The sequence below is a fragment of the Streptomyces sp. R41 genome (assembly GCF_041053055.1).
Classification (GTDB): domain Bacteria; phylum Actinomycetota; class Actinomycetes; order Streptomycetales; family Streptomycetaceae; genus Streptomyces.
This window is the reverse complement of record NZ_CP163443.1, coordinates 7,832,818-7,853,894: the sequence shown is the minus strand read 5'-3', so window position 1 is coordinate 7,853,894 and position 21,077 is coordinate 7,832,818. Positions and strand designations below refer to the sequence as shown.

Here is a 21,077-nt window from a genome sequence, read left to right as displayed (position 1 = left end):
GGGGCGCATACGCGGCGACGACCCTGGGAGGTCCGGCAGCCGTACGGGGGGGTTCGGCTGCCGGACCCGTCTATGGAGGCGGTGTCGTCAGAGCAACGCCTCGGCGGTGATGGGCAGTTGACGGATCCGTCGGCCGGTGGCGTTGAAGACCGCGTTGCCGATCGCGGCCGCCACACCGACCTGGACGACCTCGCCGAGTCCCTTGACGCCCAGCAGGTTGCCGGCGTTGTCCTCGCCCTCCAGGTAGATCGACCTGATCTCGGGGACGTCGGCGTTCACGGGCACGAGGTAGTCGGCAAGGCTGGAGTTCACGATCCGCCCGTCGTGGTGGTCGGTGACCGTGTGCTCCAACAGCGCCTGGCCGATGCCGCCCACGATCCCGCCGAACGCCTGGCTCTCGGCGAGCTTGGGGCTGATGATCCGCCCCGCGTCGTATACGCCGAGCATCTTGCGCACCCGCACCAGCCCCAGGTCCGCGTCCACCGAGACCTCGGCGAAGGTCGCGCTGTAGGCGAAGTAGGCGGAGCGCTCGGAGCCAGGCCCTTCGTAAGAACCGTTCGCCTCCAGGTGGGAGCGGTCATTGCGGGCCAGCAGGCTCTTGTACGTCTCTCCGCGCGCCGTGTTGTTCCGGTCGTGCAGTCGGCCGTTGCGCACGACCACGTCGTCCGCGTTCACCCCGTACAGCGGCGACTCGCGGTCCTCCACGGCCAGCTTGATCGCCTGCTGCCGCACCTTGTTGCAGGCGTCGACGACGGCCGAGCCGACACTGGCCATGGTCGACGAACCGCCGTGCGGCGAGGTGAACGGATACTCCGAGTCCCCCAGCCGGAACGTGACCGCGCGCATGGTCAACCCGAGGGCGTCCGCGGCGACTTGGGTCTGGGACGTGTACGTGCCCGGCCCCATGTCGGTGGTGGCCGCCTCCACGACCGCCGTGCCGTCGGCATCCAGCCGCGCCCTGGCCTGCCCCGGATACCGCCCGCAGTCGTAGGCCCCGGCGGCCATGCCCAGGCCGATCAGCAGGTTCCCGTCCCGTGTGGAGCGCGGCTTGGGGTTGCGGCGGTCCCAGCCGAACTCGCGGGCGCCGACCGTGTAGCACTCGCTCAGCCGTCGGGAGGAGAAAGGCTCGTTCGTCGACTCGTCCTCGGCCGGTTCGTTGCGCCGGCGCAGCTCGATCGGATCGATGCCGAGTTCGTGCGCGAGCTCGTCCATGGCCGACTCGATCACGAACGACGCGGGGGCGAAGCCGGGCCCGCGCATCCAGATCGGGGTGTTCACGTCCAACGGCACCTGCCGGTACGCCTGGCGGACGTTGGGCATGCTGTACATCATCTGGCCCGTGCCCAGGACGGCCTCGAAGAACGTCTCGTACGACGAGGTCTCGTGGTCGATGTCGTGGATCGCGGCGTTCAGCCGGCCGCGCCGGTCGCTGCCGAGGCGCAGCCGGTACTCGTAGGCCGGCCGGAAACCGGTGCCGAAGTACATCTGCTTGCGCGACAGCACCAGCTTCACCGGGCGCCGCGTCACCCGCGCGGCCAGCGCGGCGACGATGGTGTGTGGCCAGCAGCGCAGTCCACTGCCGAAGCCGCCGCCGACGAACGGGTTGATGACCCGCACCGCGTCCGCCGGGAGGTCGAAGACCGCGGCGATCTCGTCGTGCGTGCCCATCACCCACTGCGTCTTGTCCCACACCGCCAGCCGGTTGCCCTCCCAGCGGGCGACGGTGGCGTGCGGCTCCATCGGGTTGTGATGGTTTCGGGCCATTTCGTACTTCAGGTCCAGCCGTACGGCCGAGGAGCGCAGCCCTGCTTCCGCATCCCCGCGCGCATAGGGCGTCGGCTCGCCCGGCTCGGCCTTGGTGATGTCGGTCGAGGGCTTCTCGGCGTCGTAGCGGACCTTGACCAGGCTGGCGCCGTGCTGGGCGGCCTCCAGGGTGGTGGCCACCACGACGGCGACCGGCTGGCCGTGGAAGAGCACCTGGTCGTCCTGGAAGACCCGAAGTCTGCGCCCGGCCGGGTTGTTGGACCCGGCGTTGTCGCGGTAGGGCAGTTTCGGGGCGTTGCCGTGGTGAATCACCCGCAGCACGCCCGCGTGTTTCTCGGCGGCGCGTGTGTCGATGGACCTGATGCGGCCACGTCCGATGCTCGCGTCGACGATGACGGCGTGCATCACACCTTCGGCGTCGTGCTCGGCGGCGTACAGGGCCTTGCCGGTGACCTTGAGCCGGCCGTCCACCCGGGACAGCGGCGCGCCCACGGCTGCCTGCGGCTGGGGGCTCACTTCGTACCTCCTACGATGCGCAGCTGGCGTTCGACGGTCCGCTTCAGGAGCTCGACCTTGAAGCCGTTGTGCTGAAGGGGACGGGCGCCGTCCGCCGCCTGCGCAGCAGCGGACGTCCACAGGGACTCCGAGGGACGCTCGCCGACGAGGTGCTGCTCGACGGCGGGCAGTTTCCACGGCACGGTCCCCACCCCACCGGCGGCGACCTTCGCCTCCTGGATCACCCCGTCCCGGACGTGCAACGCGACCGCCGCCGAGGTCAGGGCGAACTCGTAGGACTGCCGGTCGCGCACCTTCAGGTATCCGGACTTGAGCGGACGCGGAAGCGTCGGGATCTCCACAGCCGTGATCAACTCGCCCTTTCTGAGGGCTTGTTCACGGTTGGGGGTCGTGCCGGGCCGTAGCAGGAAGTCGGCGAACGGCAGGGTGCGCGCGCCCTCTGGGCCGAGGAGATGCACCGTTGCCTCCAGGGCAGCGAAGGCCACGGCCACGTCGGAAGGGTGGGTGGCCACGCAGGCGTCGGAGGTGCCGAGGATCGCGTGCATCCGGTTGAAGCCCTCCCGCGCCGCGCAACCCGAGCCGGGCTCACGCTTGTTGCAGGCAGCGGTCACATCACGGAAGTAGGTGCACCGGGTGCGCTGCATGATGTTGCCGCCGATGGTGGCCATGTTCCGCAGCTGGGCGGACGCGCTCAGTTCCAGGGCCTGGGAAATGACGGGATACAGCGTGCGCACCTTGGGGTGCGCGGCGGCCTCGGCCATCTGCACCAGCGCTCCGATGCGCAAACCCCCGCGCTCGGTGACGGTGACTTCGCGGAGCGGCAGGCCGGAGATGTCGACCAGCGCCTCGGGTCGCTCGACGGTCTCCCGCATCAGGTCTACCAGCGTGGTCCCCCCAGCGATGTAACGACCACCTGCGCCACCGGCCTTGAGGGCTTCACGGGTGTCGGAGACGCGGGTGTAGGAGAAGGGATGCATGGTGGGCCGCCTTACTTCCGGCCCGCGGTCTGTTCGACCGCGCGCACGATCTTGACGTAGCAGCCACAGCGGCAGACGTTGCCGCTCATGTACTCCCGGATCTCCTCCGGCGAGTTGGTGTGGCCCTCCTGGATGCACGCGACGCCGGACATGATCTGGCCCGGGGTGCAGTACCCGCACTGGAAGGCGTCCTCGTCGATGAACGCCTGCTGCAGCGGGTGGAGTTGGTCGCCCTTGGCCAGGCCCTCGATCGTGGTGACGTCGGCGCCCTCCAGCCGAACGGCCAGCGTCAGACAGGAGTTGACCCGCTGACCGTCGACCAGCACCGTGCAAGCCCCGCAGGCCCCGGCGTTGCAGCCCTTCTTGGAGCCGGTCAGGTCGAGGTGCTCGCGCAGCAGGTCGAGGAGCGAGGTGCGGTTGTCCACCGTCACGGTGCGGCGGGTGCCGTTGACCGTGAGGGAGACCCGGCTGGAGGGCGCCGCCTCCGCGGCGGTGGCCTCCTCCGAGCCGGCGAGGAACGTCCCTCCGGCCACCACGGCACCGCCCACCACGACACCGGTGGCGATGACGGTACGTCGGCTGGGCCCCGAGGGGGACTCACCCGATTCGGTCGAGGGTGGAACTGCGGATTCAGAGAGGTCAGCAGACATACGTACGCCTTCGCATCACGGACGGGACAGTCGTGAACAACAGCGGGGCAGCAGGCGCGGGATCAACGCCGCCGCGAGGAGAGGGCGACCGCGCGCCTTGGCAGCGGCGGCCGATCACGCCGGAAGTCTTGCATCACCGGCGACACTCGCGGCAGGGAGACTTTTATCCCCCCTTTGCCTTCTCGTGGTCTTGTCCATGAGAAGGAGACGGTGAGCGAACTGAATTCTTGAGGGCACGACGCAATTCGCATGCCGATGGGCAAGAGCCTGACTCTGACAGTGGTAGGAACCGCGAACGTAGGCACATTCCTGCCCTGGGTGATTTCCCGGCGGCGAGGCATGCTCGTCACCGTGCCTGGTCGGAAGGCAGCCGGGCGCGAGAGCACTGCTAGGAGATCCCCCACATGACCACCGTTGCTGCTTACGCCGCTCCCGCCGCCAAGGCTCCGCTGGAGCGCACCACCATCGAGCGGCGCCCGGTCGGCGAATTCGACGTGCTGATCGACATCAAGTTCGCCGGTATCTGTCACTCCGACATCCACCAGGTCCAGGAGGGCTGGGGCACCGCCATCTTCCCGATGGTCCCCGGTCACGAGATCGCCGGTGTCGTCTCCGAGGTCGGCCCTGGCGTCACGAAGTACCAGGTCGGCGACCGGGTGGGCGTCGGCTGCTTCGTCGACTCCTGCCGCGAGTGCGACCACTGCAAGGCCGGCCTGGAGCAGTACTGCACCGGCGGCGGCATGATCCAGACGTACAACTATCTCGACAAGGACGGTCAGCCCACCTACGGCGGCTACTCCGAGAAGATCGTCGTCGACGAGAACTACGCCGTCCGCATCTCCGACGGCCTCGCCCTCGACGTGGCCGCCCCGCTGCTGTGCGCGGGCATCACCCTGTACTCCCCGCTCAAGCACTGGGGTGCGGGCCCCGGCAAGAAGGTCGCGATCGTCGGTCTGGGCGGCCTCGGCCACATGGGCGTCAAGATCGCCCACGCGCTCGGCGCCGAGGTCACCGTCCTCTCCCAGTCCCTGCGCAAGCAAGGCGACGGCCTCAAACTGGGCGCCGACCACTACTACGCCACCAGCGACCCGAAGACCTTCGAGGAGCTGGCCGGCACCTTCGACCTGATCGTCTCCACGGTCTCGGCCCCGCTGGACTTCAGCGGGTACGTGAACCTGCTGAAGATCGACGGAGCCCTGGTCAACGTCGGCGCCCCAGAGGAGCCGATCTCCGTCAACGTCTTCCCTCTGATCATGGGCCGCAGGTCGATCGCCGGCTCCGCCATCGGCAGCATCGCCGAGACCCAGGAGATGCTGGACTTCTGCGCCGAGCACGGCTTCGGCGCCGAGATCGAGGTCATCGCCGCGTCCGAGATCAACGAGGCGTACGAGCGGGTGCTGGCGAGCGACGTCCGGTACCGGTTCGTTATCGACACCGCGACGATCTGACCCCGGATTCACCCCGCCCCCCAGAGGGGGGAGGAATTCTTCCCCGGGAGAATCCCTCCCCCCTCTTTCTCTATCCAGGCAGAGCTCAAGATGCGGGAAATCCGTTCACACATCAAGCACCCTTGCCGGGAAATCAGGAGCGCACCATGACCGAACTCGACATGGCCGAGCCGGCATTCAACTGATTCGTCGGGCCGTGGACGGAAGGCACCACCGACGGCCGGCGCGCGCCTCTGCTGCGCCGCCCCTCCGAACTGGGCCTGGCCTACGAGGACGTGACGTTCCCGTCGATGGACGGCGTTCCTCTCGAAGGGTGGTTCATCCCGGCCGACTCCGACCGGCTGATCACCCACAACCACTTCTCCCCCGGCAACCGCTACGGCTACCCCGGACACCTGCCCGGCTGGGACCGCTTCGGCGGCTTCGAGGCGCTACGCCGCAGCACGCCCCGACACCAAGAACATGAAGAAGGCCCTGCTGTCGGTGTGCCTGGGCGCCAACTCCACCGCCGTCGCCTGGACCAAGCACCCCGAGGAGTTCGCCGAGATCCAGGCAAATGTCATGCTCCAGCCGCTGGAGGGCCGTTCCATCGGCGAACAGTTCTCCAAGGCCCTCGGCTTCGAGGGCGGCTACGACCGCCTCGACCAGGCCGTGCTGGAGCGCACCGGCTTCCATCTGGCAGAGCAGTCACCTGCGAAGTACGCCTCCGCCATCACCATGCCCACGCTGGTGGCGCAGGAGCACGACGACGTCATGACCATCCCCGAAGCCGTGCAGGCCGTCCACGACGCCATCCCCGTCGAGGTCGCGTCGATCTCGCCGGGGGCCCTGCTGTTCGTCGTGGGTGAGCACGCGCAGTCGCGCTACTTCAGCGAGGATGCCTGCGAACTCGCCGCGGAGCCGAAGGAGTTGTACGTCGTCCCGGGCGCCAACCACGTGGACCTGTACGACAGGACGGACCTGATCCCGTTCGACAAGCTGGAGGAGTTCTTCACCAAGAACCTCGCGTGAGCGGTGCTCGCGGAAAGCCGACCCGGGGCCAGCCCCGGGTCGGCTTTCGGTCTGTCGGGGCTCAGCGCCGCCGCAGACGCAGCACGGGGACCAGGTTCAAGAGCAGCCCGACCGCGGCGACTCCGGTGACCAGGTTCAGGCCGGGGTGGTAGGCGGTGAAGTCGGCGCCGCTGTCGCCTGCTTGGGTGATCACGGCGGTGAGGACGGCGAGGACCAGGGCGGCGCCGACCTGGCCGGAGGTCTGCACCAGGCCGGAGGCGAGGCCCTGTTCGGAGTCGGCGATGCCTTCGGTGGCCTGGGCCATGATGGCGCTGTAGCCGAACGCGAAGCCGCCGCCGAGAAGCAGCAGGGACGGGAGCATGGCGGTGACGTAGTCGGGTGAGGAGCCGGCCGTCGCCAGGAACCACACGTAGCCGAGGGTCAGCGAGGTCATCGAGGTGATGATCAGCGGCGCGGTGCCGAAGCGGTTGACGAGTCGGCCGGTGAGGGGCGAGCCGACGGCGACGATCAGGCCGACGGGCAGCAGCGCGAAGGCCATGCGCAGGGGGGACCAGCCGAGCCCGTCCTGCAGGTACAGCGTCATCATGAACTGGAAGCTGAGGTAGGAGCCCATCAGCGCGACGATGCTGAGGTTGGCCCGGACCGTGGTGGCCTTGCGCAGGATGCCGAAGCGGACCAGCGGATGCCGGACCCGCTGCTCGATCAGGACGAAGGCGAGCAGCAGCAGGGCGGCGACGCCGAAGGCGGCGAGCGTCGCCGCGGAGGTCCAGCCCGTCTGAGGGGCGGTGACCACGGCGTAGACGGCGAGCAGCATGCCTGCGGTGAGGGTGACCGCTCCGGCCGGGTCCTGACCGCCGGTCTCGGTGCGGCGGTCGCGCGGGATCAGGATCAGGCCGACGACGAGTGCGAGCAGGGCGAGCGGTACCGGCATCAGGAAGGTCCAGCGCCAGCCGATCCCGGTGAGCAGACCGCCCAGGATCAGGCCCGAGGAGTAGCCCAGGGCGCCGAAGAGGCTGAAGACCGACAGCGCCCGGTTGCGCTGCGGGCCCTCCGGGAACGTCGTGGTGAGGATCGACAGGCCGGCGGGCGCGGTGAAGGCGGCGGCCACGCCCTTGACGAAGCGGGTGGCGATCAGCAGCGAGCCGCTGTCGACGAGGCCGCCGAGCAGCGAGGCGGCGGCGAAGACGGCCAGCGCGACGAGGAAGACGCGGCGGCGTCCGAGCAGGTCGGCGGTGCGGCCGCCGAGTAGCATCAGGCCGCCGTAGCCGAGGACGTAGCCATTGATGATCCACTGCAGTGAGCCGGTGGCCATGCCGAGGTCGTGGCCGATGGAGGGCAGGGCGACGCCGACCATGGAGACGTCTAGGCCGTCGAGGAACAGCACGAGGCACAGGACGGCCAGGACGGCCCAGAGGCGGGCGGTCCAGCGCGGTTCGGGGGCGGCCGAGGGCAGCGTCCCGGGGCGGGACTGGGTCAGGGACATGGGGAAAGGGGTCTCTTTCCTGGCGGATGAGCAGGCAGGTCGGACGCCTCGGCGCTGAGGAAACCGGTTCTGTCGGTGGGGAGAAGGCCGGACCGGGGGCGGGGACGCGCGGCGCGGTGGGCCTCGTGATGAGCGTGCCAGGAGAGCCGTACACGAAAAAGGGAGAACCTCTTCCTAGGCGCGGGGCGCGTAGGAGGAAAGGCTCCCCCTTTGAAGGGAATACCTGGGCGACGAAGGGAATGCCTGGGCGACGGTCAGGCGGAGCTGTCGCTGGTCGAGTGGCTGGGGTCCGCTGCCCAGGACGCCAGCATGCGCAGGCTGTCGTGGGTCGGGGTGCCGGATTCGGCGGTCCAGACGATGATCGCCAGGTCGGGGTCGGCGGCCCAGGTGACGGCGTTCCAGTCGAGGTGCAGGTCACCGACGACGGGGTGGCGCAGGTGCTTGGTCCCGGTGTCCCGGACGGCGACGTGGTGGGAGCCCCACCACTGGCGGAACTGCTCGTCCCGGACCGAGAGTTCACCCACCAGGGCGGCGAGCTGCGTGTCACCGGGGTTGTTGGCGTTATGCATCCGCATCTGGGCGATGGCCAGCCGAGTGACGCCCTCCCAGTCCGCGTACAGCTCGCGCATCCTGGGGTCGGTGATGAGCAGCCTTATGTAGTAGCGCTGCTTCTCGGGGATCTTCCCGAAGTCCGTGATCAGAGCGGCGCCCATGGCGTTCCAGGCGACGATCTCGGTGCGCGGACCGATCACGAACGCGGGGGTGTGCGCCATGTCGTCGAGCATGCGCTGCAGCTGCGGCTGCGCCTTGAGGCGCGGCTGCCGACGCGGCGGGCGGAATTCGTCCTTGGCCGCGAGCTCGTACAGGTAGGCGCGCTGGTCCTCGTCCAGGCGCAGCACCCGGGCCAGGGACTCCAGCACGGACGGCGACGGCTGGATCCGGCCCTGTTCGAGGCGGGCGTAGTAGTCGGTGCTGATGGCCGCCAGTACGGCGACCTCCTCACGGCGCAGGCCCGCGACACGACGCGAGCCGCCGTCGGGCAGACCGACGGCGGCCGGGTCGAGCTCGGCGCGGCGCGCCTTGAGGAATTCCCCCAGATCGTGGCGGTGAGGATCGCGGTTCATGCCATTCACCTTGGCATCGGAAAGCGGTGTTGTCAGGGGGAGAGATTTGTCCCTGGAAGTCCTCACCGTCGAGAAGCCGCGCTGCCCTGCAGGATCAGCGGACGCGGCTCCACTTCCCGTGGAGCTGGACGAACTCGCCACCGATGACCGAGCTGGCCATGCACGTGCCCTCGGTGTAGTCCTCGATGTGAGTGACGTGGTCACCGGCGTCGGGCTCGGTCCAGCGGACGACGAACAGGCCGTCGCGGAGCTGGGTGGTGGTGTACTCCATCGTCTGCTTACGGCCCTTGATGGCGCCGCCCGTCACCTCGAAGCTGACCTGGGTCGCCGAGTCGAAGGTGATCTCCACCGTGAAGTGGCCGAGCGGGGTGTCGGGGCCGAGGTCCGCGAGCCAGGTCTGGCCGACGCTGGGGAGAGTCGCGTTGCTGTCCATCGGTACTACCTCTTTCTGTCGTACGGGGGTGGTGTCATCAGCCGAGGGTCTTGACGACTTCCTGGGCCAGCGGGACGGCCGAGGCGGGGTTCTGGCCGGTGACAAGGTTGCGGTCCACCTCGAGGTGAGGGGCGAAGTTCTCCTCACCCTTGTGGTAGTCCGCGCCCACGTCCGAGACGAGACGGTCCTCAGGCAGCCACTTCGCCCGGTCGGCGAGGCCGTTCTGGATCTCCTCGGAGTTGGACAGGCCGGTCAGGCGGTAGCCGGAGAACGGGGACTTGCCGTCGGCGTCCACGGTGGACAGCAGCGCGGCCGGGCCGTGGCAGACCAGCGTCACGAGCTTGCCGGAGGCGAGCCAGTCGCTGAGCAGCTTGCCGGCCGCGGGGTCGTCGGAGTGGTCCTCCATCGGGCCCCAGCCGCCGGGCACGAACACGGCGTCGTAGTCGTCGATGTCCACGTCCTCGATGCGGACGGGGTTCGCCAGTTCGGTGGCCTCCTTGAGGGCGGTCCGCATCTGCTCGGCACCCTCCTCGCCGCCGTTGAAGTCCGGGGTGAGGCTGAGTGCGTCGGGGGTCGGCGGGACGCCGCCCGGGGTGGCCGCGGCGATCTCGTAGCCGGCCTCCTTGAAGACGCCGTACGGGCCGATGGCCTCCTCGGCCCAGAAGCCGGCCGGCTGCTCGAACCCGTCGGCCAGGGTCCAGTGGTCGGCGGCGGTGATGAGGAAGAGGATCTTCGTCATGGGTTTCTCCCTGAGGGCGGTCAGCTGGTCGCGGCCAGCTGGACGACGTGGCTGTCGGCGGCCTGCACAAGGTGGGTGAGCTTGCCGTCGCCGACCGTCCACAGGTGGATGAAGCGAGCGTCCGACTCCTCGCCGGACTTGGACACCGCGTGGTAGTGGCCACGCACGAACACGTGCTCGCCGGCGTCGTAGAACTCCTCGGCCACCGCGCCGAAGGAGGTGAAGCGCGGCGCGAGCCGGCCGAAGAAGTCGCCGCCCGCGCTCGCCCAGGTCTTGTAGACGCCGCCGTAGGGGAAGCCGGGAGTGATGTCCCAGACGATCTCGGGGTCGATGACCTCGGCGACCACGTCCGGGGCCATGCCGGAGTCGTAGAGGCGGCGAACGAGAGCGAGATTCGGGGAGTCGGACATGAGAGTGCTCCTTGGGGATCTACAGGGGGACTTGTCTCAAGCGGCGAGAGCGGCGCGGCCGGCGCGGAAGAAGGCGGTCTGCTGCGCGACGCGGGCGCCGAGGCCCTCGGCGGTGGCGATGTCCGACTTGTGGACGGCCTCCGGGCCGGCATCGGTCGGGGTCTGGGCACCTGCCCCGACGAAGTAGCCCAGACGGTTGATGTCGTCCTCGCTGCCCTCGGTGGAGGCCCAGCCCGGCTGGACGCCGAGGCTGACCCAGTGCATGCCGTGCTGGGCGGCCATGGTGAAGAAGTAGCCCAGGGTCGAGGACTTGTCGCCGTTCTTGGCACCGGAGTTGGTGAAACCGGCGGCGATCTTGTCGACCCAGGTCTGGGTGAACCAGCGCTTGCTGCTCGCCTCGGCGAAGGTGTGGAAGGCGGCGGAGGCGGTGCCCATGTAGGTGGGGGCACCGAAGATGATGGCGTCGGCGGCGTCCAGCTGCGCCCACTGCTCGTCGGTGATCGTGTCCACGGGGATGGAGATCACCTCGGCACCGGCTTCCGAGGCACCGCGCGCCACGGCCTCGGCTATGACGGCGGTGTGGCCGTAGCCGGAATGGAATGCGACGGCGACCGTGGGGCGGGAGGTGGAGGACATGGGGGTATTGCTCCTCGAAAAGGATCTCGAAAGGGATTGCATGAATCGTGCTCTGGAAGCATGGCACGGAATTCAACAGCGAAGGCAGGAAGGATTTGTCCCTGGCTTTACGCCGGGAATCGCCTGCTGATTTTACGAATTCATGGCGGGGGTCGCCGCCCAGGAGGAAAGGAAGCGCAGGCCCTCGTACGTACGCGAGTCGGGTTCGGCGCTCCACACGATCAGCTGCTGATTGGGGTCGGCCACGCAGGTGAGGGCGTCCCAGGCGAGGGAGAGTTCACCGGCGACCGGGTGGTCGAACACCTTGGTGCCGCCGGTCCGGGGCACCACTGGGCGGCCTCCCCACCACTGGCGGAACTGGTCGTCCTGCACCGACAGCTCACCGACGAGGTCGGCCAGTCTCCGGTCGTCGGGGCAGGGCGCGGCCTGCTGCCGCAGCACGGCCACGGCGTTGCGGGCGGAGTCCTCCCAGTCTGCGTACAGCGTTCTCATGGCCGGGCCGGTGAAGAGCTGCCGGACGTAGTTGCGCTGTTGCTGGGGGACCTTCGCGAAATCGGTGCCGAACAGGGCGGCGGCCATCGGGTTCCACGCCAGGATGTCCAGGTGCCGGCCCAGGATCACGCCGGGGGCCACGCTGAGCTCGTTCAGCACGCTGCGCAGCCGGGGGTGCGCCTTCTGCTGGGCCCGCCGCCGTGCCCAACCGGCCTCCTTTCCGGCCAGCTCGAACAGATGGTCCCGCTGGTCGTCACTGAGGTGCAGGACCCGGACGAGTTCAGACAACACGGACGCGGAGGGGGTCCATACGGCCCTGCTCCAGGCGGGTGTAGTAGTCGGTGCTGATGGCGGCCAGCACGGCCACCTCGTCCCGGCGCAGTCCGGCCACGCGTCGGCGCCGGTCGGTTTCGGGCAGCCCGACCGTGCGGGGGCTGAGCTCGGCCCGACGGGCCTTCAGGAATTGACCCAGCTCCTTATGGTGCGCACTGCTGTTCATACTGGCCAGTCTGCGCTGTCCGCCACTCGGCTGGGTAGGAAGGTTTTATCCCTGGATACATCTCTCCGGGGGTGAAATTCTCCTCTGTACGGGCCCTGCGGGCGGTGACAGAGTCAGAGACCGGCAATTATTTTCACGGGCCGTCGGCGCTTCTGTACACCCTTTCCCTTTTGACCATCGTCGACGAATCCGGCACGTCCGGGTGCCCCGCTGCCCGAGAAACGCATCAGGAGAAAAGTCATGCGCGCAACCGTGATCCACGCCCCCGGTGACATCCGGGTGGAGGACGCCCCCGAGCCCAAGATCGTCAACCCGACGGACGCGATCATCCGCACGGTCGCCACCTGTGTGTGCGGCTCGGACCTGTGGCCGTACCGCGGCCTGGAGCCGGTCGGCGACCCGCACCCGATGGGCCACGAGTACGTCGGCATCGTCGAGGAAGTCGGCAGCGAGGTCGGCAACGTCAAGCCCGGCCAGTTCGTGGTCGGCTCCTTCGCCACGTCGGACAACACCTGCGCGAACTGCCAGAAGGGCTGGCAATCCTCCTGCCTGAACCGCGAGTTCATGGGCACCTGCCAGGCCGAGTACGTGCGCATTCCCAACGCCCACGGCACCCTCGTGGCCACCGACGAGCACCCCTCCGGCGACTTGGTGCCGAGCCTGCTGGCCGTGTCCGACGTGATGGGCACCGGCTGGTACGCGGCCCTCGCCGCCGAGGTCAAGCCGGGCTCGACGGCCGTCGTGGTCGGTGACGGCGCGGTCGGCCTGTGCGGGGTCATCGCCGCGAAGGAGCTCGGCGCGGAGCGGATCATCGCCATGTCCCGGCACGAGTCCCGGCAGAAGCTCGCCCTGGAGTTCGGCGCCACCGACATCGTCAGCGAGCGCGGCGACGAAGGCGTCGCCCGCATCAAGGACCTCACCGGCGGCATCGGCGCCGACTCCGTCCTGGAGTGCGTCGGCACCTCCCAGTCCATGAGCCAGGCCCTGCACTCCGCCCGCCCGGGCGGCAACGTCGGCTTCGTCGGCGTCCCGCACGAGGTCGCCGTCGACGGCCAGGAGCTGTTCTTCTCCCAGGTCGGCCTGCGCGGCGGCCCGGCTCCCGTTCGCCGCTACCTGCCCGACCTGATCGACCGCGTGCTGTCCGGTCACATCAACCCGGGCAAGGTCTTCGACCTCACGCTGCCGCTGGAGCAGGTCGCCGAGGGCTACAAGGCGATGGACGAACGCCGCGCCATCAAGGCCCTCCTCAAGCCCTGACCCGATCGCCTCGTGGGCGTGAGCTGCGCCGGCCGCACTCACGCCCACGAGAGCACCCCCCGCCGCACGATCGTGAAGGAGGCAAACCCATGACGACCTGGACGAACGACGAACTGACCCGGATCGAGCACGCCGAGGAACTTCAGATGGCCCCCGCGCGCAGCGACGGAACACCACGCACACCCGTGCCGATCTGGGTGGTCCGCGACGGCGACGATCTCTACGTCCGCTCCTTCCGCGGCAGCGACGGCGCCTGGTACCGGGCGGCCCGGGCCAGCCACGAGGGCCACGTCCGCTCCGGCGGCGTCGACAAGGACGTCACCCTCGTCCAGGTCACGGACCCCGGCGTCAATGACCGGATCGACGCCGCCTACCGCACCAAGTACGGCCGGTACGGCGCGAGTTACATCGATCCCATGGTGGCCTCGCGGGACACGACCCTGAAGCTCGTACCGCGCTGACCTACAGGAGACAAGAACCACTGTGCTCGGTCTTGAACTCGTCGTGGTCCTGGGCGTGGCCGTGCTGGTGGGCAACGTCGTGGGACAGCGCCTCGGCATCGCCCCGCCCGTCGTCCTGCTCGTGACGGGTGTGCTGCTGGGATTCATCCCGGCAGTACGGGAGGCGCAACTGCCACCGGAGGTAGTGCTGTTGCTCTTCCTTCCGGTGCTGCTGTACTGGGAGAGCCTGACCACCTCCCTGCGGGAGATCCGCACCAATCTGCGCGGCATCCTGCAGCTGAGCACCGCCCTCGTCATCCTCACCGCCTGGGCCGTCGCCGCAACCGGGCACGCCCTCGGGCTGCCGTGGGGGCCGGCCTGGGTGCTCGGCGCGGCCATGGCGCTCACCGACGCGACCGCGGTCGGCGTCCTCGCCCGCGCCCTGCCACGCCGCCAGGTCACCATCCTGCGGGCCGAGAGCCTGATCAACGACGGCACGGCCCTGGTCGTGTACGGTCTCGCCGTCGGCATCACGGTCGGCGGGGAGCACCTGAGCATGCCGCACGTCGGCGGGCTGTTCCTGCTTGCCTACGGCGGCGGAGCCCTGGTCGGGGTGGCGGCCGCGTGGGTCAACTTGACCTGCGGCGCCGCCTGACCGATCCGCTGCTCGGCAACCTGGTCATGATCCTGGCGCCCTTCACCGCGTATCTACTGGCCGAACTGGTCGAGGCTTCCGGTGTCCTCGCAGTGGTCGTCAGCGGCCTGATCATGTCCCAGGTCGCCCCGCGCATCATCCAGGCCGAACACCGCACGCAGGCACTGGCGTTCTGGCCGCTTGCCACCTTCAGCGAGCCGGGTGAGCGCCACCACGTTCACGGCCATCACCTTCTCCAGCAGTGCTGTATCGGTCTCGGCGAAGGGGCCGTAGCCGTTGATGCCCGCGTTGTTCACCAGCAGCTCGACGTCGTCCTCAGCGGTTCGCCGGGGCAACCCGGTCCAGGTCACCGGCGTCGCCCAGATCCGCGACGACGGTTTCCACTCGTACGTCGTGCTGCCCGGTCAGCTCCGCGGCAAGTGCGCGGAGACGCTCTGCGCGACGCGCCACCAGCACCAGATCGTGACCATCCGCAGCGAGCCGACGTGCGTAGGCCGCACCGATGCCCGAGGAGGCACCGGTCACGATGGCTGTTCCGCTGGCGGGAAGGGATTCGGGATGGATAGTCATGAAGTCCTCCTTGCCTTCGTGATTCGACGGAGGCGTCCCTCAGATGGCCACCAACCGGGTCCAGGGCCGTCTCCGGCTACGCGGTGGTGTGGCGCGTGACCTCGGCAGTGATGATCTGCAGCGCCTCGGTGATGCGGTCGTGGTGGGTGCGGTGGGAGACCACGCACACGCGCAGGGTGTAGCGGCGGTCGACCACCGTGCTGGAGAGCACGATGCGCCGGTGGCCGTTGATCCGCTCCAGCAGGCGGCGACTCGCCTCATCGGCCCGCTCGGCGGCGGCCCGACTGCCGTCGGCGGGGCGGACGCGGAAGATCACGGTGGACAGGTCCGGGCGCTGCGGGACCTCCAGCTCCGCGACGCCGGACAGCGTGTCGTGGACGTGTTCGGCCAGGTCGAGCTTCTCGTCCAGCGCCTCGCGGAAGGCGTCCACCCCGTGCAGGTGCAGGGGAAGCCAGGCCCGCAGGCCGCGGATCTCGTGGGTCAGCTCGGGCCCGAGCCGGCCGGAGTCCGGGACGCTTCCCGCCGCCCCCATGTCCTGGAGGTAGCTGCCGGTGCCCTCGTGCGCGGCGTGCAGGGCGGCGAGGTCGCGGACGACCAGGGCGCCGGTGCCGAACGGCATGAACAGCGTCTTGTGCGGGTCCAGGGTGATCGAGTCGGCCTCCTCGAAACCGGCGAGGCGCCGGGCGCCGCGTGCGGTGAGCCGGAAGAAACCTCCGTAGGCCGCGTCGATGTGGAACCACACGTCCTCGCGGCGGGCCAGGTCGGCCAGCTGGGGCAGCGGGTCGATGGTGCCGGTGTCGGTGGTGCCGGCGGTGGCCACCAGCAGGAACGGCCGCAGCCCGGCGTCCCGGTCGGCGCGGATCATCGCGGCAGCGGCCTCCGGGTCCATCCGCAGGTCCGGGGTGTGCGGCACGGTCCGTATGTGAGCCGCGCGGATGCCGGCGAGGCGGGCGGCCTTGGCGACGGAGTGGTGGGCGAAGGCGGTGGTGTAGACGGTGCCGCCGGCGAGATCCTCGCCGAGCCGGTCGTGGCGGGCGGCGACCCGTCGCGGAGAAGGTGGCCATCGAGCCGCCGCTGGTCAGCAGGCCGCCGCTGCCCTCCGGGAGGCCGCACACCTCGCGGGCCATCCAGCGGATCACGCTCTCCTCCAGCGCGGCGAAGGCCGGGGCCACCGAGGCCAGGCCGCCGTAGCGGTTGACGGCACGGTTGTAGAACTCGGCGAGCGCGGCCGAGAACAGACCGCTGCCCGGGATGTAGGCCAGATGGCCGGGCCCGGCCGTCTCCAGAGCGCAGTCGGCGGCCTCGTCCAGGCGCGCGAGCAGGGCCTTCAGGTCACCGCCCCGGTCGGGCGGCGGCGCCAGGAAGGACTCCACCAGGTCGGCCTCGGCCCGCGGCGACAGGGGGGTGGTCGCGGGACGGGCCGCTTCGAGAGAGTGCTCACCGACCAGATCCTGGCCATCGGTCCAGTGCGCGACGCCCGCAGCACCTTCTGTATCCGCACCGTCATCGACCGCGGCCCGCTACCCCTCAACTCCTGGCCCGCCCCGCGTGCATGACCGAACGACACGGCTTCCCCACTCGTCCAGGGGCGCGTCCGCGCCGAAGTGCACGTCGCGCGCGGGGGACGCAGCCGCCGACTCTTGTTCAGTTGGGGTCGCAGCCGATGCCGGCCCCGTCTCGGTCGAGTCGGTGTGGGTCCTCGGGGCCGACCCACACGGAACCGGGAAGGTCCGAGCAATCCACGTCGGGGACGCCCGCGGGAGGCCCGTCAGGCAGATCGGGACATGCGGGCGTGTCCGGTGCCGAGGGCTCGGTCGTCTCCGGACAGGCCGCCCGCAGGCCGGCAACGGTTTGGCGGGCGGTGTCCTCAGCTTGGGAAATCACTGGCCGGCACTTGTCGTTGGGCGGGAACAGGACGGCCTCGGCATGGCCACCGCTGACGAGGGATTCGTAAAGTACTGCCCCTTCAGTACAGCACCGTCCCTCTACGGCCACCCATGCGAGTGCCCTGACCAGCCCAAGAACACGCCTGACGCCCCATCAGAACGAGTGTCACATGAGCGTCGCGAGCGTCATTTCAGCGTCAAGATATCGCCCGTAACGCCCACACCGCACATAACGCGCACGCACAAGGCCACAGCTCAGGAACCCTTCGCCGCAGGCTCCAGAATCGCCACGCACTCCACATGGTGCGTCATCGGAAACAGGTCGAACGCCCGCAGCGTCCGCACCTTGTAGCCACCGTCGCGGAAGTACGCCAGGTCACGGGCGAGGGCCGCCGGGTCGCAGGCGACGTACGCGATGCGGCGGGCGCCCAGGGACGACAGGTGCTCGACCGTCTTCTTGCCGGCGCCGGCCCGGGGCGGGTCGAGGACGATGAGGTCGACCTCGGTGATGCCGGTGCGCGGGAGGACCGTGTCGACCTTGCCCTGTTCGATGCGGACACGGTCGAAGCCGGCGAGGTTGTGGCGGGCGTCCTCCACCGCGCGCTTGCCGGACTCGATGCCGAGGACCGCGCCCTTGTCGCCGAGGCGGTCGGCCAGGGCACCCGCGAACAGGCCGACGCCGCAGTACAGGTCGAGCGCCATCTCGCCCTTGCGCGGCAGCAGGCCCTGCATCACGGCGAGCACCAGGGTGTCGGCGGCCTTCGGGTGGACCTGCCAGAAGCCGCCGCTGCCGACGCGGTACGTACGGCCGTCGGCGCGCTCGCGCACGAAGGCGCGGCCGTGGACGCGGTGGATGCCGCCGTCCTTCTCCTCGACACGCATGACGGAGACGGGACGGTCGAGTTCGACGAGGGGGAGGCGGGCGCCGGGCTTGGGCTCCAGGATCACCATGCGGTCCTGGGATCCCGTCGCCGCGATCGCCTCGATCGACTCCATCCTGGACCAGTCGCGCTGCTCGATGCCCAGCTCGCTGACGCCGGGCGCCGCGATCATGCAGTGCTCGATGGGCTCGACCTCGTGCGAGCGGTGGCGGCGCAGCCCGGCGTTGCCGTCGGCGTCCACCGCGTACTGCACGCGCGTACGCCAGGCCGGGACCTCGCCCGCCGGCAGCTTGTCGCCCTCGGCTGGCATCACCGTGCCGTCCCAGCCCGCCTCCTCGGGCGTGAGCCCCGCGAGGTGCTGCAGCTGCTCGGCGATGACCTCGCCCTTGAGGCGGCGCTGCGCGCCCGGCTTGGCGTGCTGCCAGTCGCAGCCACCGCAGCGGCCGGGGCCCGCGTACGGGCAGGGGGCCTCGACGCGGTCCTTCGAGGCGTCCAGGATCCGCACGGCGTCCGCGCGCAGGAAGCGCGCGCCCTCCTCGCCCTCGGTGACGCGTACGACGACGCGCTCTCCGGGCAGGGCGTGCCGGACGAACAGGACCTGACCCTCGCTCGTACGGGCGATGCAGTGCCCGCCGTGCGCGACGGGACCGATCTCGACCTGGTACTCCTCCCCCACCAGCGACTTCTTCGGTTCTGCCTGCATGGTGGGGTGACTCCAGATGCGAAAGGGGGAACGGCCGGACAACAGCCCACCAGTCTACGTGGACGCCGCCCCGCCGATCGACACGAGTCCGGCTGCTCTTCGCAGAACCCGGATCCGTCAGCGCTTCGACGGACCCGGATCCGTCAGCTCTTCGAGGAGCCCGAGGCCCCCGAGGACGAGCCGGAGGAAGACGAAGACGCCGAAGGCTCCTTCGGCCGCTCCTCCGCCGGACCCCGGCGCACCGCACCCGGCGCGTTCCAGTCCTGCCGCTTGCGGGCCCGCAGCTTCGCAGCCTCGGAGGACTCCAGCTGGTAGGGCACGGAGGTCACCATGACGCCCGGTGTGAACAGCAGCCGGCCCTTGAGGCGCAGGGCGCTCTGGTTGTGCAGCAGATGCTCGTACCAGTGGCCGACCACGTACTCGGGGATGATCACGGAGACCGCGTCGCGCGGCGACTCCTTGCGCAGGCCCTTCACGTACTCGATGATCGGCCGCGTGATCTCGCGGTACGGCGAGTCGAGGACCTTCAGCGGTACGTCGATGCCGCGCCGCTCCCACTCCTCGCGCAATGCCTTGGTCTCGGCCGGGTCGACGTTGACGCTGAGCGCTTCGAGGGTGTCGGAGCGCATCAGCTTGGCGTAGGCGAGGGCGCGCAGCGTCGGACGGTGGATCTTGGAGATCAGGACGACGGAGTGGACGCGGGAGGGGCGGACGCTGTCGTCGGAGGGGCCCTCGGGCGCGGCGATCTCCTCGGCGACCCGGTCGTAGTGCTTACGGATCGCGCTCATCGTCGCGTAGAAGATCACCATGCCGAGCAGCGCGACCCAGGCGCCGTGCGTGAACTTGGTGACCAGGACGACGACCAGCACCAGGCCGGTGAAGAAGGCACCGAAGGCGTTGATCGCCCGGGAGCGGACCATGTGGCGCCGCTTGGCCTGGTCCTTCTCGGTGGCGAGGTGGCGGTTCCAGTGCCGCACCATGCCGGTCTGGCTGAGCGTGAAGGAGACGAACACACCGACGATGTACAGCTGGATGAGGCGCGTCGAGTCCGCCCCGTAGATGACCACCAGGAGCATGGCCGCGCCCGCGAGCAGCACGATGCCGTTCGAGAAGGCGAGGCGGTCGCCGCGGGTGTGCAGCTGACGCGGGAGGTAGCGGTCCTGGGCGAGGATCGAGCCGAGCAGCGGGAAGCCGTTGTACGCGGTGTTGGCGGCCAGGAACAGGACCAGCGCGGTGGCGGCGGCCAGCACGATGAACAGGAAGCTGCCCTTGCCGAACACGGCCTCGGCGACCTGCGAGATCACCGGGTTCTGGACATAGTCCGCGCCGACCGCGACGCCGTTGTGGATCAGGTCGGTGCCCGGGTTCTCGGCCATCCGGACCTTGGTCGTCATGGCCAGCGCGATGATGCCGCAGAACATGGTGACGGCCAGCAGGCCCATCATCGCGAGCGTGGTCGCGGCGTTCTTCGACTTCGGCTTGCGGAAAGCGGGGACACCGTTGGAGATCGCCTCGACGCCGGTGAGCGCGGCACAGCCGGAGGAGAAGGCGCGAAGCAGCAGGAAGACGAGGGCGAAGCCCGCGAGGCCCTGGTGCTCGGCCTTGATGTGGTAGTCGGCGGTGGGCGCCCGCATGGTGTCGTCGAGGACGAGTCCGCGGAAGGCGCCCCACGCGATCATGATGAAGACGCCCGCCACGAAGACGTACGTCGGAATCGCGAAGAGCTTTCCGGACTCCTTGACTCCGCGCAGGTTCATCAGCGTGAGCAGCACGATGACGGCCACCGCGCAGGCCACCTTGTGCTCGACCACGAAGGGGACCGCCGAGCCGAGGTTCTCGATGCCGGAGGCGATGGAGACGGCGACGGTGAGGACGTAGTCGACGAGCAGGGCGCTGGCGACGGTGAGTCCTGCCTTGGGGCCGAGGTTGGTGTTGGCCACCTCGTAGTCGCCGCCGCCGCTCGGGTACGCGTGCACGTTCTGTCGGTAGGAGGCGACCACCGTGAACATCAGCACGACGACCGCGAGCGCGATCCAGGGGCTGAAGTGGTAGGCCGACACGCCCGCAATGGAGAGGACCAGCAGCACTTCTCCGGGAGCGTAGGCCACGGAGGAGAGCGGGTCGGAAGCGAAGACGGGGAGTGCGATGCGCTTCGGCAGGAGCGTTTCTCCGAGCCGGTCACTGCGCAGTGCGCGCCCGATCAGGATCCGTTTGGGCACGTCGGTCAGTTTGGACACGCAGAGGATCGTAAGCGTTCGAACGGGGGGTCGCCCACCCACCGTCCGACATAGCCTCCGTATCTGCTCCGGATCTGCCCTCCGAGTGAAAACAGGGACGGCTTCCGCTGCGGATTCCGTGGCCGCGGACATCCGCATGCCTATATGACAAAAGTCCCCGTCCTTGCCCGCTTCTGGAGGTTCCATGCACGCCACCGCTGAACTCATCGGCGCCACCGCAGGACTCATCGGCCTCGGAATCCTGACTCTCGCGAGCGTTCGCAGCA

General features: G+C 69.4%; 19 protein-coding genes and 4 pseudogenes. 8 read left to right on the top strand and 15 right to left on the bottom strand.

Annotation, left to right across the window (positions count from 1 at the left end; genetic code table 11):
- Positions 1-87: 87 nt before the first annotated feature.
- The 3 genes from AB5J53_RS35775 to AB5J53_RS35765 are packed head-to-tail and all read right to left on the bottom strand — an operon-like array spanning position 88 to position 3,907.
- Positions 88-2,280, bottom strand: coding sequence for a xanthine dehydrogenase family protein molybdopterin-binding subunit (locus AB5J53_RS35775; protein WP_369249732.1), 2,193 nt, complete (start codon positions 2,278-2,280; stop codon positions 88-90).
- Positions 2,277-3,257: a xanthine dehydrogenase family protein subunit M gene (locus AB5J53_RS35770; RefSeq protein ID WP_369249731.1), complete on the bottom strand. Its 981-nt coding sequence runs from the start codon at positions 3,255-3,257 to the stop codon at positions 2,277-2,279. Before AB5J53_RS35770 ends, AB5J53_RS35775 begins: the two co-directional genes overlap by 4 nt.
- An 11-nt stretch (positions 3,258-3,268) precedes the next feature.
- Positions 3,269-3,907, bottom strand: coding sequence for a (2Fe-2S)-binding protein (locus tag AB5J53_RS35765; protein WP_369249730.1), 639 nt, complete (start codon positions 3,905-3,907; stop codon positions 3,269-3,271).
- 404 nt (positions 3,908-4,311) lie between these two features.
- On the opposite strand from AB5J53_RS35765, the gene AB5J53_RS35760 reads away from it, so the two are divergent.
- Positions 4,312-5,355, top strand: coding sequence for an NAD(P)-dependent alcohol dehydrogenase (locus AB5J53_RS35760; protein WP_369249729.1), 1,044 nt, complete (start codon positions 4,312-4,314; stop codon positions 5,353-5,355).
- Between the two features lie 462 nt (positions 5,356-5,817).
- The gene (locus AB5J53_RS35755) at positions 5,818-6,366 is read left to right on the top strand and encodes an alpha/beta hydrolase (protein ID WP_369249728.1); all 549 of its coding nucleotides are present in this window, start codon (positions 5,818-5,820) and stop codon (positions 6,364-6,366) included.
- Between the two features lie 61 nt (positions 6,367-6,427).
- Here AB5J53_RS35755 and AB5J53_RS35750 read toward each other — a convergent pair whose 3' ends face one another.
- From AB5J53_RS35750 to AB5J53_RS35720, 7 genes and pseudogenes are all read right to left on the bottom strand, one after another.
- Complete coding sequence (locus tag AB5J53_RS35750; RefSeq protein WP_369249727.1) at positions 6,428-7,849, bottom strand: MFS transporter; 1,422 nt, start codon at positions 7,847-7,849, stop codon at positions 6,428-6,430.
- Between the two features lie 254 nt (positions 7,850-8,103).
- Positions 8,104-8,973, bottom strand: coding sequence for a helix-turn-helix transcriptional regulator (locus AB5J53_RS35745; protein WP_369249726.1), 870 nt, complete (start codon positions 8,971-8,973; stop codon positions 8,104-8,106).
- Positions 8,974-9,067: 94 nt separating this feature from the next.
- Positions 9,068-9,406 carry a MoaF N-terminal domain-containing protein gene (locus tag AB5J53_RS35740; RefSeq protein WP_210584642.1) on the bottom strand — a complete coding sequence of 113 codons (339 nt, stop codon included), beginning with the start codon at positions 9,404-9,406 and terminating at the stop codon, positions 9,068-9,070.
- 37 nt (positions 9,407-9,443) lie between these two features.
- A complete protein-coding gene (locus AB5J53_RS35735) occupies positions 9,444-10,145 on the bottom strand; it encodes a type 1 glutamine amidotransferase domain-containing protein (RefSeq protein ID WP_369249725.1) in 702 nt (233 codons plus the stop codon).
- Positions 10,146-10,165: 20 nt separating this feature from the next.
- On the bottom strand, positions 10,166-10,555 hold the full coding sequence (locus tag AB5J53_RS35730; RefSeq protein WP_369249724.1) for a nuclear transport factor 2 family protein: 390 nt from the start codon (positions 10,553-10,555) through the stop codon (positions 10,166-10,168).
- Positions 10,556-10,591: 36 nt separating this feature from the next.
- Positions 10,592-11,191: a flavodoxin family protein gene (locus AB5J53_RS35725; protein ID WP_369249723.1), complete on the bottom strand. Its 600-nt coding sequence runs from the start codon at positions 11,189-11,191 to the stop codon at positions 10,592-10,594.
- Between the two features lie 132 nt (positions 11,192-11,323).
- A pseudogene (locus AB5J53_RS35720) lies at positions 11,324-12,182 on the bottom strand (helix-turn-helix domain-containing protein).
- Positions 12,183-12,422: 240 nt separating this feature from the next.
- Between AB5J53_RS35720 and AB5J53_RS35715 the strand changes: the two are divergent.
- From AB5J53_RS35715 to AB5J53_RS35700, 4 genes and pseudogenes are all read left to right on the top strand, one after another.
- Positions 12,423-13,439: a zinc-dependent alcohol dehydrogenase family protein gene (locus AB5J53_RS35715; protein ID WP_369249722.1), complete on the top strand. Its 1,017-nt coding sequence runs from the start codon at positions 12,423-12,425 to the stop codon at positions 13,437-13,439.
- A gap of 89 nt (positions 13,440-13,528) precedes the next feature.
- Complete coding sequence (locus tag AB5J53_RS35710; protein WP_369249721.1) at positions 13,529-13,900, top strand: DUF2255 family protein; 372 nt, start codon at positions 13,529-13,531, stop codon at positions 13,898-13,900.
- A gap of 22 nt (positions 13,901-13,922) precedes the next feature.
- Complete coding sequence (locus AB5J53_RS35705) at positions 13,923-14,534, top strand: cation:proton antiporter (RefSeq protein ID WP_369249720.1); 612 nt, start codon at positions 13,923-13,925, stop codon at positions 14,532-14,534.
- Positions 14,535-14,560: 26 nt separating this feature from the next.
- Positions 14,561-14,623: pseudogene (locus AB5J53_RS35700) on the top strand (hypothetical protein); the annotation flags it as partial.
- Positions 14,624-14,782: 159 nt separating this feature from the next.
- Here the strand turns inward: AB5J53_RS35700 and AB5J53_RS35695 are convergent.
- The 3 genes and pseudogenes from AB5J53_RS35695 to AB5J53_RS35685 form a co-directional block, all read right to left on the bottom strand.
- Positions 14,783-14,830, bottom strand: a pseudogene (locus AB5J53_RS35695) (hypothetical protein); the annotation flags it as partial.
- A gap of 19 nt (positions 14,831-14,849) precedes the next feature.
- On the bottom strand, positions 14,850-15,104 hold the full coding sequence (locus tag AB5J53_RS35690; RefSeq protein WP_369249719.1) for an SDR family NAD(P)-dependent oxidoreductase: 255 nt from the start codon (positions 15,102-15,104) through the stop codon (positions 14,850-14,852).
- A gap of 76 nt (positions 15,105-15,180) precedes the next feature.
- A pseudogene (locus AB5J53_RS35685) lies at positions 15,181-16,050 on the bottom strand (aspartate aminotransferase family protein); the annotation flags it as partial.
- A 110-nt stretch (positions 16,051-16,160) separates the two neighbouring features.
- Between AB5J53_RS35685 and AB5J53_RS35680 the strand changes: the two are divergent.
- Entirely contained in the window at positions 16,161-16,295 is a 135-nt protein-coding gene (locus tag AB5J53_RS35680; RefSeq protein ID WP_369249718.1) for a hypothetical protein, read from the top strand.
- Between the two features lie 71 nt (positions 16,296-16,366).
- The gene (locus AB5J53_RS35675; protein WP_369249717.1) at positions 16,367-16,660 is read left to right on the top strand and encodes a hypothetical protein; all 294 of its coding nucleotides are present in this window, start codon (positions 16,367-16,369) and stop codon (positions 16,658-16,660) included.
- 585 nt (positions 16,661-17,245) lie between these two features.
- Here AB5J53_RS35675 and AB5J53_RS35670 read toward each other — a convergent pair.
- On the bottom strand, positions 17,246-18,574 hold the full coding sequence (locus AB5J53_RS35670) for a class I SAM-dependent RNA methyltransferase (protein ID WP_369249716.1): 1,329 nt from the start codon (positions 18,572-18,574) through the stop codon (positions 17,246-17,248).
- Between the two features lie 143 nt (positions 18,575-18,717).
- On the bottom strand, positions 18,718-20,811 hold the full coding sequence (locus tag AB5J53_RS35665; RefSeq protein WP_369249715.1) for an APC family permease: 2,094 nt from the start codon (positions 20,809-20,811) through the stop codon (positions 18,718-18,720).
- Positions 20,812-21,077 lie beyond the last annotated feature (266 nt).

Excerpts from the sequence above, each read along its gene's own strand:
- AB5J53_RS35770 (WP_369249731.1), bottom strand. The coding sequence starts at position 3,257 with ATGCATCCCTTCTCCTACACCCGCGTCTCCGACACCCGTGAAGCCCTC.
- AB5J53_RS35765 (WP_369249730.1), bottom strand. The coding sequence starts at position 3,907 with ATGTCTGCTGACCTCTCTGAATCCGCAGTTCCACCCTCGACCGAATCG.
- AB5J53_RS35760 (WP_369249729.1), top strand. The coding sequence starts at position 4,312 with ATGACCACCGTTGCTGCTTACGCCGCTCCCGCCGCCAAGGCTCCGCTG.
- AB5J53_RS35755 (WP_369249728.1), top strand. The coding sequence starts at position 5,818 with ATGAAGAAGGCCCTGCTGTCGGTGTGCCTGGGCGCCAACTCCACCGCC.
- AB5J53_RS35750 (WP_369249727.1), bottom strand. The coding sequence starts at position 7,849 with ATGTCCCTGACCCAGTCCCGCCCCGGGACGCTGCCCTCGGCCGCCCCC.
- AB5J53_RS35745 (WP_369249726.1), bottom strand. The coding sequence starts at position 8,973 with ATGAACCGCGATCCTCACCGCCACGATCTGGGGGAATTCCTCAAGGCG.
- AB5J53_RS35740 (WP_210584642.1), bottom strand. The coding sequence starts at position 9,406 with ATGGACAGCAACGCGACTCTCCCCAGCGTCGGCCAGACCTGGCTCGCG.
- AB5J53_RS35735 (WP_369249725.1), bottom strand. The coding sequence starts at position 10,145 with ATGACGAAGATCCTCTTCCTCATCACCGCCGCCGACCACTGGACCCTG.
- AB5J53_RS35730 (WP_369249724.1), bottom strand. The coding sequence starts at position 10,555 with ATGTCCGACTCCCCGAATCTCGCTCTCGTTCGCCGCCTCTACGACTCC.
- AB5J53_RS35725 (WP_369249723.1), bottom strand. The coding sequence starts at position 11,191 with ATGTCCTCCACCTCCCGCCCCACGGTCGCCGTCGCATTCCATTCCGGC.
- AB5J53_RS35715 (WP_369249722.1), top strand. The coding sequence starts at position 12,423 with ATGCGCGCAACCGTGATCCACGCCCCCGGTGACATCCGGGTGGAGGAC.
- AB5J53_RS35710 (WP_369249721.1), top strand. The coding sequence starts at position 13,529 with ATGACGACCTGGACGAACGACGAACTGACCCGGATCGAGCACGCCGAG.
- AB5J53_RS35690 (WP_369249719.1), bottom strand. The coding sequence starts at position 15,104 with ATGACTATCCATCCCGAATCCCTTCCCGCCAGCGGAACAGCCATCGTG.
- AB5J53_RS35675 (WP_369249717.1), top strand. The coding sequence starts at position 16,367 with ATGGCCGGGCCCGGCCGTCTCCAGAGCGCAGTCGGCGGCCTCGTCCAG.
- AB5J53_RS35670 (WP_369249716.1), bottom strand. The coding sequence starts at position 18,574 with ATGCAGGCAGAACCGAAGAAGTCGCTGGTGGGGGAGGAGTACCAGGTC.